Genomic DNA, 11,785 nt, shown 5'->3' with positions numbered 1-11,785 from the left:
GATATACCTGATGGGTGAACTTCTGCTTTATGTGAGAAATTCATACTTTATATACCTTTTAGTATATAAATATAAAATACCACACTTTCGTACATTTGTTAATACTTCAATTGACCGAACTTAGTTACTTAATGATTCCCCTTTATTTTGTGATAAGTTAATTTAACATTGAAAAGAGGAATAGGTATGAATTTCTCTCAGTTTATGGGTATGTTTGCAAATATGAATCATTTCCTATAATTGAAGAATGTCATGAAAGGATTAGGGGTTTTTTTGAAAAAAATTTATAAAATATGCTGCTAAAACAAAGTTGAGGGGTTGTCAATGAAAATCAATACATATCTAATACAACTAGCAATTACAATCACTATAATATTCGGTGGCACATTTATAATCCGTTATTTTAGAACTGGAGAATTTCTTTTAGATCAAATAATTGGTGTTGGAGTAGGGGGCATTCTTTTAATTTCAGCACTCTTGTGGAGAGCGAGTAAAAAGTAATAATTATAGAATCCGCCTATTATTAACCATTGTGGAAGTTAAATGAAAAGTCTTTTTAAACTTCCACAATGATAGTAATATGAGAATTTCGATTTTGAGATAAATTATCTACGTATTCCCCTAGATTAGACTGCGACGAATGTCCCGCAATTTAATTTTTTAAGGGCACTTGAAATTCCTATAATATTAAAAATTTCATAAGCGGTTTGATTTGTAATAATTGATTTTATCAAAATACCATGACTTTTAGCTTCAGTAATTAAAGAAACGATAGATTCAACACCTGTTGTATCAAAAAAATTAAGATGGCTTAAGTCGATATAAAACTCTTTAATATCTCCCCATTTTTCTTTATTTACCTTAACGAAAGATTTCAGTTCGTCGGAAGTAATAATATCCAATTGCCCTTTAATTTCAATAAACAGTTTAGATTCCTCAACCCTATAGCTTACAACAAAATCAGAAAAATTCTTATTTTGGAACAGTGTAATAAAATAATCTAATTGTTGACTTTGGTGTAGGATCTCACTTGAGGTAAGGGATGTTGAGGATTTTGCTTTATTAAAAAGCTCTTCTTTTGTTTTTTCGAAAGCACTAGTCAATGATAGTAACATACACTTTTTTCCTCTTCAGAATTTTTTTGTAAAAAAGATTGTAATTTCATAAATAAAATTATATCTTTTCTTAAAAATTTAGGCAATTGTGTAATTGTGAAAATAATAGGAAAATAACTTGAAAAATTATAAATAGGATTCTTAATTTTTTCGTTAATGTACACAATAATAAGAATTAGAAAATAAGCTTTAGAATATTAAAAGGATGTTGTTCATGACTATTTTTCGTGGAGACGCACATAAAATATATCGTCGTTTAAAAAAAGAGCCTAAAAAAATTAGAGACATCAAGTTCTTAAATGAAATTCAAGAAATTCGTGATTTCTATCAATCAGTTGACAGCGATTTATTAAAGTTAATTTACTACCGAATGATTAAAGAGAAAAGCGGTACTGGTATGATTCCTGTTTATGTCGCTGCCGTTCCATGGCTGCTCTTTTTATTTTCCAGCCAATTAGAACATTTTCTATTTGCAAACGGAAGTTTGAAGTGGATCTTTTTTTGTTGTATATATTTAGTTTTTTTAACTATAGGCTTAATTCTTCATTTTAGAGAAAAGGCTTGGGCTGATTTTCATATTGAAATTATTCAAGATATATTAAAGGAAAGAAAATAGCTGTATGAGAAAGTCTGTCTCAGGTTGAGACGGACTTTCTGTTTTTAATGTAGTAAATATTTATTTTCGAAAAACAACAAAGAATTTTGTTTTTACTATTGCTGAAAATGGGAAGCATGGGTAATAGCAAAATAAATCTATTGGTAAATTTCAGATTAGCAGCCTTTACATAAGTAAGGAGAAATCGATGAAACAGATAAAGTCTAAAATAAATGTAACATTTTCGATTTTATTTTTCCTTATATTACTTATTTCGTCTTTTGAGGTATACAACATTTTTCAAACATATGAAAATAACCGAAACTTACAATCTAAATCTGTAAAAATTGTTAATACAGTATACCAATTAGAGACTTTAACCTTTAAATTAAATTTCTTAGGGCACAAGCATATTTTGACAAATAATTATAACGAAATGGATTATTTCAATAAAGAAATAGAGTCCACACATTTAGCCCTTGATAATTTAATTAATGACATCTCTTTAAATTTGGAAAAGGGAGAACGGGATGCGTTCATTGAAAAATGGAAAAGTTATTGGATTATTTTTAATAGGGCCATGCAGCTAAGCAGGGAAAACAATGATATTGAATCACAGAATTGGTTAATGAGAGCAAATAGCGAATTTGAGGATTTAAATTTACATTACTTACAACCCCTGGAAGATGATTATTACAATTCATTTTCAAAGATACTAAATAATCAAAATAGAAATTTTGAAAGACTGATACTTGATGGAATTATAATGCTTATTCTATCTGTTTTAAGTTTTATTTTTGCTTTCTTTTATTTGCAAAAAGTAATCAAAGAATCTCTAGCTTTAAAGAAGCGGTTAGAATTTTTAGCTTATCATGATGAACTGACTGGAATAGCGAATAGAAGAATGTTTCAGCAACAAGTGATAAATGAAATAGAAGGATCGGATGGAAAATTTGCTTTGATGTATATGGATATGGATAAGTTTAAATATATAAATGATAACTTTGGACATGATATTGGAGATATGGTATTAATAGCATTTTCAAAAAGGATTGAAAGATGTATTCGTAATACAGATGTTATTGGGAGGCAAGGAGGAGATGAATTTACAGTTCTTCTTAAAGATATAAGTGAAGAAAAGGTTGTTGATATAGCGAACCGTATTCTTCATGCCTTTAAGAAGCCTATTAGTATAGGAGGGCAGTATTTCCATATTACGACCAGTATTGGGATTGCTATTTATCCGACAAATGGTAAAGATTATTTAACACTTTTAAAGCATTCTGATGATGCTTTGTATGAAGCAAAAAAGAAACGCAATACTTTTGTGATTAGTAATTTGACAATACGATAAATTATAAATCCATTCTTTTGTTTAAAATTACTTGGATTTGCTATGATGGTAAAAACTATTTAAGTATATGCTTACTAATTTAACTTGGAGTGAAAATAATGAAATTATCAGGAAACACAATATTAATAACAGGCGGAGCGTCTGGAATAGGTCTAGCCTTTGCTGAGAACTTCTTAAAGTCAGGAAATAAGGTCATTGTTGTAGGACGTCAGGAAAACAAGTTAGCTGCGGCAAAAGAAAAATTTCCTGAATTACATACAAGAGTTTGTGATGTATCCAAGGAAGAAGAACGTATTCAGCTTTATGAGTGGGTGACAAAAAGCTTCCCGGATTTAAACGTCTTAGTAAATAATGCGGGCATTCAACAAAGAGTTAATTTACTCGATGCAAAAAATGAGTGGCACTATTATCAAAATGAAATTGCTATTAATGTAGAGGGCCCAATCCATTTATCCATGTTATTTATTCCTCACCTAAGAAAACAAAAACAAGCAACTATTCTTAATGTAACATCCGGCTTGGCAATCCAGTCTGGGGTTTGGGTGCCTATCTATAGTGCAACAAAAGCTGCTATGCACTCATTCACAGTAACTTTACGCCAACAACTAGAAAACACAAATGTTGAAGTGATAGAGGTTTTACCTCCAGCTGTTAACACGGATTTGGGAGGTGTTGGAGTCCATACATTTGGTGCACCATTAAATGACTTTATCCATGCGATATTTGAAGGGTTAAAGAATGGGCAAATTGAAATTGGTTATGGGGGAACGGAAAAACGGCTTACTGCTTCAAGGGATGAGCTGGATCAAGGAATGAAAAAAGCTTGGCATAACTTTTTGAATAATAATCCTGATTTTTTTAAATAATTACATTCTATGCTGGTAAAGGAAAGCGGAGGACGAAGAGGTTCTGGGCCCGCTCTGGATGAGCTTCCTTGGAACGGAAATCAATTTTGTTCTTGTCAATAAAGAGGCTGGGACAAAACTAAAAGACGCCATTTTTCTTGAAGAGAAAAATGACGTTTTTTTGCTAAGTGGAAAACTGATTTCCGTTCCGGGGACGCTTTCCGCGGGCCCGGCTCGAGCCTCCTCGTCGCTACGCTCCTGCGGGGTCTCGAGTCACGGGCTGTTCCCGCAGGAGTCGCCCCTTCACTCTAATCAATTTTCAAAAAATATCAAATTATTATTAATGATAAAAGCGAATTCTTACAAAAAATCCACTTATGTCCTAGCCCCTTTTTCGCTTTTCTCTCGAAAAGAGTAATATATAGCCTGCGATTTCACCAACAGTTGGTAATTTTTTTGCGCTACGGCTGTATCGCCCTATATTCATAGTTCGGGATTGATTAACTTTAATTGTAAGTGTCACTCTTCTTTCGCAGGGGTGGCGCCTTTTTATGTAACTAAAAAGTATATAAGGTTTCAATGAATGTTGAATGTTCAGACGAAAGGTTCATTAACAACCTAAAAAATAAGGTGTATAGTGAGTTTAGGATTTTATTAAGGAAGGGGGGCTTCTATGTTAGCCACTCTAAACAAGAATCTCCAAAAATTAATGCCAATCTTAACACCTCTTAGCTTAATAATCGGTGTGTTGCTGGATGATATTGGGGGATATTTGTTATTTTTAGTTCCTTGGTTATTTGCCCTAATGACATTTATAGGTAGCTTAAGCATGAATTTTCAAGGACTGCGCAGCTTTACAAAATATCCAGTTGTCATTCTAATAACCATTGCGTTTTTACATATCTTGATGCCGATTTGGGCGTATTTCGTAGCAACAGTAATATTTAATGATCATCTACTTACAATTGGCTTCGTATTGTCTGTTGCAGTACCAACTGGGGTTACAAGCTTTATCTGGGTTAGCATTTGTAGAGGCCATCTTGCCCTTTGCTTATCAATTATTTTAATAGATACAATGTTATCGCCTATTATCTTGCCATTATTAGTGCATGTTGTTGTTGGGCAAAATATTGAAATTGATACAATGTCTATTATGCTTGATTTATTATGGATGATCTTGCTGCCATCTGTTGCAGGGGTATTACTGAATGAATGGACAAAAGGAAATGTTGTAGAGACTGTTGGGAAGACACTTGCACCATTTCAGAAAATTAGTTTATTTTTGATTGTGATGATTAATAGTAGTGTTATTGGACCTTATATAAGAAACATTACGTGGGAGACGATTGGTATTATTATTGTCGTCTTGCTTTTATCAATTTCGGGCTATGTAATTTGTTTAATACTTGGTCATTACCTATTTAAAGATCCGAGTGTTATCACGGCAGTTGTTTTTACTGGAGGTATGCGCAATATCGCAGTGGGCGTTGTAATCGCAAGCACCTACTTCCCAGCAAAAGTAGTTATGCCTGTAGTTTTCGGTATGTTATTCCAACAAGTACTGGCATCACAATTTAATAGAATTATGGAAAAATATAAGGTGAAGTATGCTTTCAATTTAAAGGAATCGTCATAATGATCAGTAAGGTCAAGTAAGTAGTAGGGCTGAAGATCCTTTGACGCCCCTTATGCATATTTTTATGTAATTTTTTCATTTAAGTATTATAAAGTAGTGGGATAAATATAGAGGTGTTGTTTTGGGTATAATTAATTATTTTCATCCACTCGTTTGGAATATATTGTTTGGTACAATTTTTACTCGAGTCGCTAGTTTTATGACGATCCCGTTCCTTGCACTGTATTTGCAAAGGGAATTAGGTGCATCTCCATTAATCATTGGAATAACGCTTGGTGCTGCACAGCTTTTTGCTACTATTGGAGGAATATTCGGAGGTTTTCTTACAGATAAACTAGGAAGAAAACTTATTATACTATTTACTATTTTCATATGGAGTGCTGTCTTTGTTGGGTTTGCAACGGTTCATAGTGTAATGCTTTTCGTATTTTTAAGCGCTTTGAATGGACTATGTCGTTCATTTTTTGAGCCTTCGACACAAGCATTAATGATTGATTTTACCGAACAGGAAAAACGAAGAAGACTTTTTTCTGTACGGTATACAGCAATCAACATCGCCGCAGTTATTGGACCTATTTGTGGGGTTTGGCTTTTAAGTCTATCAAGCCCAACATTGCCATTTCTCATTACAGGAGGGATGTATGCATTATATGGCGTAGTCTTAGTAATCGCTTTAAACAATGTTGAAATGCGCCAGCAGATTAATAAAGAGAGACAAACTCTTCTTCAAATGTTCAAGGTTGTTGGTTCAGATACTAAGCTGCTTCTGTTATTAGCAGGGGGTATGCTAATTAATCTTGGTTATTCCCAATATGATTCAACATTGCCACAGTTTATTAATTTAACTGTAGAGAATGGCGTGAAATTGTATTCAATATTACTTGTAACAAATGCTGTTGTAGTACTGCTTTTACAACTGCCGATTAGCATTTATAGTGAGCGTATTTCTACCTTGAAGAGCTTAGTGATTGGAATTTGTTTTTTTGCAGCAGGATTTGTTCTTTTCAACCTAGCAACAAGCTGGATTGTTTTTATTGGGGCAATGGTTGTATTTACCATTGGTGAGATTTTTGCATTCCCAATGATGAATGCAATGATTGAAGAGATTGCTCCAGAAACAAAAAAAGCTACATATTTGGGAGCCTCTCAATTGAAAAATGCTGGAGGATTCATTGGACCGATCTTAGGAGGCTGGTTACTAATTCATTTTCAGGGAGAAGTTTATTTTGTTATAGCAATATTCATGTTATTAAGTATTGTGTTTTACAAAAATGCATTAACGAAACGCAATAATCTGGATAACGCATAAAAATGTAACTGCCATATATAAAGCGATGTACGAAAAAGCAGCGATAAATGGTTGGAAAAGTATGAGTGTCTGCTCCTAAAAAAGGAGTCGACACTTTTTTATTTTTCTTATAAGTTGGAATTTCATATCGATTATAAAGCAAGTTCACTTTTTATGGTTTGGATATAAAGATATATTTTCGTTGAAACTAGGGGAAAGAATCTTTTGGGAAATGAGTGCGTCTTGAATTAAATACGTCATAATAAAGGGAGGTACACATGATATTAAAAATTTATAGGATTATTCATCTTGTATGGACAGGGATATTTGCCTTTTACATTTCTATACCAATACTAGAACAAGGCAGCATGGAAAGAAAGTTTATAGATGAGGCTTTATTTATTGTACTTTGGATTATAGGGGTATTTTTATTATTTAATAAAAAACTTGCAAAATATGGCTTTTTATTAACTATATTGCCCTTTATTTTTGCAATATTTATTTATATTTTCTAATTCTATTTTGACATAACACCTTTAAGTTATATATACTTTGAAAGTAACACCGAATGGTTATGTATAGATGTTGCAGTAAAGGAGCAATTGAAAATGACAAATGATCAAAAGAAATTACCTGACATTATTCAAACAGTAACTGTACAAGCACCAATACAAAAAGTATGGGATTATATATCCACTGCTGAAGGGATTGCAGAATGGTTTATGCCAAGCGATTTTCAACCGGAGGAAGGGTTTGCATTTACAATCCAATCTCCATTCGGACCATCTCCTTGTAAGGTAATAGAAGTTGATAAACCATATAAAATATCTTTCGAATGGGATACAGATGGCTGGATTGTGACGTTTTTATTAAAAGAAATTGACAATGAAACAGAATTCACAGTTATTCACGGTGGGTGGAAAGACGAAGGTGCAATCGTACCGAAAGCTCAAAGACCAAATACTGAAATTCGAAATACGATGAATCAAGGTTGGGCAGGAATTGTTCTTAAGTTTAAAAAAGTGGTGGAAGTTTAATGTGCGCTGCCACACAAAAGTATGATGTTTTTCAAGCAATTGCTGATCCAACAAGAAGAAGAGTTCTTCATTTACTTTCCGAAAATAAACAATCTATAGCTGAAATTTCTTCGCATTTTGATATAAGTAGAACTGCAGTGGTCAAGCATTTAAATATATTATCTGAAGCAGGTCTGGTTCGAGGAGAAAAAAGCGGCCGTGAAAAAATATATTTTTTACAGCCAGAGCCTTTTGAAGAATTAAGCGGTTGGCTTAAATATTACGAACAGTTTTGGAATAATAAATTAACAAAATTTAAGTTTGTAGTGGAAAATGATACATTAAAAAATCGGTGAAATAGACTTCCGAAAAGGACATAGATGGCTAACTCAACGCCGCTTGCAGAGGACTGCATAAATACAAACTGAAGGGCAGTTCAGAAAATTGCTTCTGGACTGCCCCCTTTTAAGAACTATTTTGGACTATACTACCTTAAGCGGATTTTTATAGAATAAAAGTGTTCGCAATCTACCACCAGAAAGCGTTGGCAAGAGCAATACCAGCGATTGCCCCAATTGCAATACCAATTCCGAATCCGCTTCCGCCAAAGCCCCAGTAGCCAATTCCATATCCACCAAAGCCGCCATCAGGCATAATCCATACCATATGTCGATCTACTCTAGTAATTCTTCCAACATGTTTTCTGCCATTTTTTTCAGTAATACAAACTCTTTTACCTAAATAGCGGCAGCATAGATTGTATACTTTATGAGGATGCATAGTTTTCCCCCCTTTTAATATTACTGTTAATTAATATATGTTCCTATTTTTAGTCGACACGAGTTAGGAGTCTAAAACATATCTTAAATAAAAAGGAGGAAATAGATGCCAGTAGTATATAATCTGCCACAACTTTATAAATTGTGTGAAAAGTCTAGTCAAAGCGCAAAAGATAATTTAATAAAAGTTCACCGAGAATTGCTATGCAACCCTCTTAAAACTATTTTTCCAAAAAGGACAATTGAAGAAATTCATTTCGAGCTTTTAAGGAATGGGCTGTTTGATCCGTATGAAGGATTAGATATAGCTGCCACTATAAAAGAATTGGAACAGCAAAATGTATGGGGTATAGTTCAAAAAGAATTTGAGAAACTGCGAAGCTTATGGAGGGGGCCTGATATACCTATTTACATTTTTCCCCTAACAAAACATAGACCGATGATTGATGGGATGGAAGTAAAAAAGAATGGCGTAGCATATAATGATGCAATATTTTTATTTATTTCAAAAGAACTAGTAGAAATTGAATTAAAAGCTTTGCTTGCCCATGAGTATCATCATATTTGTAGACTTTCTCATATAAAAAAAGCACCCCAGGAAATAGAATTAATAGAGTCATTAATTATAGAGGGAATGGCAGAGTGGGAAGTTGAGAAATTGTATGGGGAGGCAGGGCTATCTCCATGGACGAAACAATCTTCTTTTGAAGAACTAAAAGAACAATGGCAAAAGTACTATGCTCCGAATATGTATTTACTTGGTGTAGAAAATCATTACTCGTTTTTATATGGAGATGAAAGTTTAGGTTTACCGAGTTGGATAGGCTATTGTATAGGATACCGAATTATCGAATCCTACGTAAAAAATGTTGGTTCTGTAGAATCTAGCGTGTTTTATCGAATTTCTTCAGAAAAAATTATCCAGGGGTCTGATTTTAAACCATCATAATTAGAGGAAAAGGGAGAGTTTATACAAATCTTTCACATGTACAAAAGCCAATGAGAATAATCATCTGTTAAGTGGATAAATAGTGTCCTAAAATAGCAAAGGCTGTTTGAACTTTTGGATTTAAATATTGCCTTCTCCCTTTTATATAGGTCGTATGTGCACCATCAAAATTCATTAAGATTCCCATTGTAGTATTAAAAAAGGAATCCATCGATTAAATAAAATATTTATATAAACTTTTTTATATCCAAAATTGCTTGTAAATGCATCCCCTCATGGAAAATGGTTCGAATTAAAACTTGTTCTATCGTGTACATTCCCATTTCAACTGTTGGAAATTCTTCTTCTAATCGATTACTATAGGCCTCTCTTATTTTTGCAGGCTGTATTTTTAATAATTCCTTTAGTTCATGGAAAGATGGAGTATCAGCATTGAAATTAGCTGGTGAAGTGCCAAATCCAAACCAATAATTAAACTGCTCAGGTACCTCGCTTTTTTCCTTTGTTAGTGCTTCAATCCATAAGTATTGATCTAGCAAAATATGCCCCATATTCCATCGAATATTATTATTAAATCCCTTAGGCACTATTTCCGACTGTTCTTCAGTTATATTTTCGAGAACATTGATTATATTTCCGCGATAGCTCTCTAATTGCTGAAATAACACTTTATGACGTTGCTTCATTTATTTCCTCCTTTCTTTTATTAATTTATTTTGACAACATACTTATTTTTCCTCTAAATCAACTCTAAGTTTATCTATTTTAATTTTGATGTCAGGCCAGATTCATAAGAATGTTCTAAAATATCTGTAATTATGGTTTGAATATTCAGAATATATTGACTTTAGATTGGTTAGTACATAAACTAAGAATTATATGAAAACTATATTGAAAAAATAGGGAAGGAAGTGACTGAGTTGTTAATTGAAGATAGAATTTTACGAAATCAATGGATTGTTGCATGCAGGGAAGTCGATTTGGGAGAAGAGCCAATTCAAGTCACAATACTAGGAGAAAGAGTTGTTATTTTCAAAAATGACGAAGGTACCTATGCATTTAAAGATTTATGTATTCATCGAGGTGCAGCATTGTCGCTTGGACAAGTAAAGGACGGCTGTTTAGTTTGTCCATATCATGGCTGGATATATAATTCAAATGGGCAATGTGTAAAAATCCCCCAATTGCCAGAAGGAGCCCCTATTACCTCAAAGGCAAAAGCAATTCCTTACGGTTGTAAAGTTGCATATGGTTTTATTTGGGTGAACTTAAACAATAATGAACCTGAATTATTCAATTACCCTGAATACATAGACTTACATCACCGAAATGTTATTTGGGGTCCACAAAATGTAAAAGCAAACCCGCCTCGCATCATAGAAAACTTTTTAGATGTTAGCCACTTAGCATTTGTCCACGAAGGATTTCTAGGTATTCAAGATAAACCTCTTATTAATGATTACAAAGTGCATACAGTAGATAATCGGATATTTACAGATGAAATAATCGTATATCAACCAGATTCCGATGGGACAGGCATTGCAAAGGATGTGCTTTATACATATGAAGTATTAAATCCTTTAACTGCTCGATTTACGAAATGTGATCCAATAACAAACAATCGATTTTCGATGTTTATGACAGTTCTTCCAGTTGGAGAACGTGATTGCATTGTATTCGGTGTTGAGTCATTTAACTATGACATTGCACAAACCGATGAAGAAGTAATTGAATTTCAAAATATAATTTTTGCTCAAGATAAACCTATAGTAGAAAATCAAAAACCTGAAGAATTGCCCTTGGATTTACAGGTAGAATTATCATTAAAATTCGATCGTTTAAGTATTGCGTATCGTAAATATTTAAAACAACAGGGTGTTAAATTAGGTGTTGAATAACAGACTTTCAGTAGCACAGACTTAAGTTGTAGTTTGTGCTGCTTTCTCGTTTCGTTAAGATTTTTTAGCGAAAATGGCAGTTTTATCTGTCAACCCATTATAAGTTCAAATATTCTGAAAATAAAACAATGACTTTCTAATATTAACTTTTTCCAAAACTCTCCTAAAGTTTATTATACCAGTATTCTATACAGTCTTTTTTTGCTTTAATTAAAAGTAGAAATAGTCACATAAAATATATAAAAAGTTCACAAATTTGTAACATTTATATATTGCAAAATGGTTTTTTCTTTATATCAAGGGGGAAACC

14 protein-coding genes are annotated in these 11,785 nt (G+C 33.0%); 11 read left to right on the top strand and 3 right to left on the bottom strand.

Features of this window, described 5'->3' with window-relative positions:
- Positions 1–324: 324 nt before the first annotated feature.
- Positions 325–501 carry a hypothetical protein gene (locus MKY04_RS20575; protein ID WP_185807816.1) on the top strand — a complete coding sequence of 59 codons (177 nt, stop codon included), beginning with the start codon at positions 325–327 and terminating at the stop codon, positions 499–501.
- A 125-nt stretch (positions 502–626) separates the two neighbouring features.
- Here the strand turns inward: MKY04_RS20575 and MKY04_RS20570 are convergent, their stop codons facing one another.
- The gene (locus tag MKY04_RS20570) at positions 627–1,115 is read right to left on the bottom strand and encodes an STAS domain-containing protein (protein ID WP_346235067.1); all 489 of its coding nucleotides are present in this window, start codon (positions 1,113–1,115) and stop codon (positions 627–629) included.
- A gap of 214 nt (positions 1,116–1,329) precedes the next feature.
- On the opposite strand from MKY04_RS20570, the gene MKY04_RS20565 reads away from it, so the two are divergent.
- The 8 genes from MKY04_RS20565 (at position 1,330) to MKY04_RS20530 (ending at position 8,205) form a co-directional block, all read left to right on the top strand.
- A complete protein-coding gene (locus tag MKY04_RS20565) occupies positions 1,330–1,731 on the top strand; it encodes a hypothetical protein (RefSeq protein WP_126294563.1) in 402 nt (133 codons plus the stop codon).
- A gap of 187 nt (positions 1,732–1,918) precedes the next feature.
- Positions 1,919–3,064, top strand: coding sequence for a diguanylate cyclase domain-containing protein (locus tag MKY04_RS20560; protein WP_126294562.1), 1,146 nt, complete (start codon positions 1,919–1,921; stop codon positions 3,062–3,064).
- 98 nt (positions 3,065–3,162) lie between these two features.
- Positions 3,163–3,930 carry an SDR family oxidoreductase gene (locus MKY04_RS20555; protein WP_346235066.1) on the top strand — a complete coding sequence of 256 codons (768 nt, stop codon included), beginning with the start codon at positions 3,163–3,165 and terminating at the stop codon, positions 3,928–3,930.
- 652 nt (positions 3,931–4,582) lie between these two features.
- The gene (locus MKY04_RS20550) at positions 4,583–5,545 is read left to right on the top strand and encodes a bile acid:sodium symporter family protein (protein WP_126294559.1); all 963 of its coding nucleotides are present in this window, start codon (positions 4,583–4,585) and stop codon (positions 5,543–5,545) included.
- Positions 5,546–5,666: 121 nt separating this feature from the next.
- Positions 5,667–6,854, top strand: coding sequence for an MDR family MFS transporter (locus MKY04_RS20545; RefSeq protein ID WP_185807727.1), 1,188 nt, complete (start codon positions 5,667–5,669; stop codon positions 6,852–6,854).
- Positions 6,855–7,111: 257 nt separating this feature from the next.
- Positions 7,112–7,348, top strand: a complete 237-nt coding sequence (locus tag MKY04_RS20540; RefSeq protein ID WP_126294558.1) for a hypothetical protein — start codon at positions 7,112–7,114, stop codon at positions 7,346–7,348.
- A gap of 93 nt (positions 7,349–7,441) precedes the next feature.
- Positions 7,442–7,870, top strand: a complete 429-nt coding sequence (locus MKY04_RS20535) for an SRPBCC family protein (protein WP_126294557.1) — start codon at positions 7,442–7,444, stop codon at positions 7,868–7,870.
- Positions 7,870–8,205: a metalloregulator ArsR/SmtB family transcription factor gene (locus MKY04_RS20530; protein ID WP_346235065.1), complete on the top strand. Its 336-nt coding sequence runs from the start codon at positions 7,870–7,872 to the stop codon at positions 8,203–8,205. Before MKY04_RS20535 ends, MKY04_RS20530 begins: the two co-directional genes overlap by 1 nt.
- A 172-nt stretch (positions 8,206–8,377) precedes the next feature.
- Here MKY04_RS20530 and MKY04_RS20525 read toward each other — a convergent pair whose 3' ends face one another.
- Positions 8,378–8,629, bottom strand: coding sequence for a hypothetical protein (locus tag MKY04_RS20525; protein ID WP_126294555.1), 252 nt, complete (start codon positions 8,627–8,629; stop codon positions 8,378–8,380).
- A 105-nt stretch (positions 8,630–8,734) separates the two neighbouring features.
- On the opposite strand from MKY04_RS20525, the gene MKY04_RS20520 reads away from it, so the two are divergent.
- Positions 8,735–9,577: a DUF2268 domain-containing protein gene (locus MKY04_RS20520; protein WP_126294554.1), complete on the top strand. Its 843-nt coding sequence runs from the start codon at positions 8,735–8,737 to the stop codon at positions 9,575–9,577.
- Positions 9,578–9,804: 227 nt separating this feature from the next.
- On the opposite strand, the gene MKY04_RS20515 is transcribed toward MKY04_RS20520, so the two are convergent.
- Positions 9,805–10,263 carry a DinB family protein gene (locus MKY04_RS20515; protein ID WP_126294553.1) on the bottom strand — a complete coding sequence of 153 codons (459 nt, stop codon included), beginning with the start codon at positions 10,261–10,263 and terminating at the stop codon, positions 9,805–9,807.
- 234 nt (positions 10,264–10,497) lie between these two features.
- Between MKY04_RS20515 and MKY04_RS20510 the strand changes: the two genes are divergently transcribed.
- Positions 10,498–11,475: an aromatic ring-hydroxylating oxygenase subunit alpha gene (locus tag MKY04_RS20510; protein WP_126294567.1), complete on the top strand. Its 978-nt coding sequence runs from the start codon at positions 10,498–10,500 to the stop codon at positions 11,473–11,475.
- Positions 11,476–11,785 lie beyond the last annotated feature (310 nt).

The sequence above is a fragment of the Lysinibacillus telephonicus genome (assembly GCF_039654155.1).
GTDB lineage: Bacteria > Bacillota > Bacilli > Bacillales_A > Planococcaceae > Ureibacillus > Ureibacillus telephonicus.
Note: the sequence above shows the minus strand (reverse complement) of the source record. Positions and strands in the feature narration are given on the sequence as shown.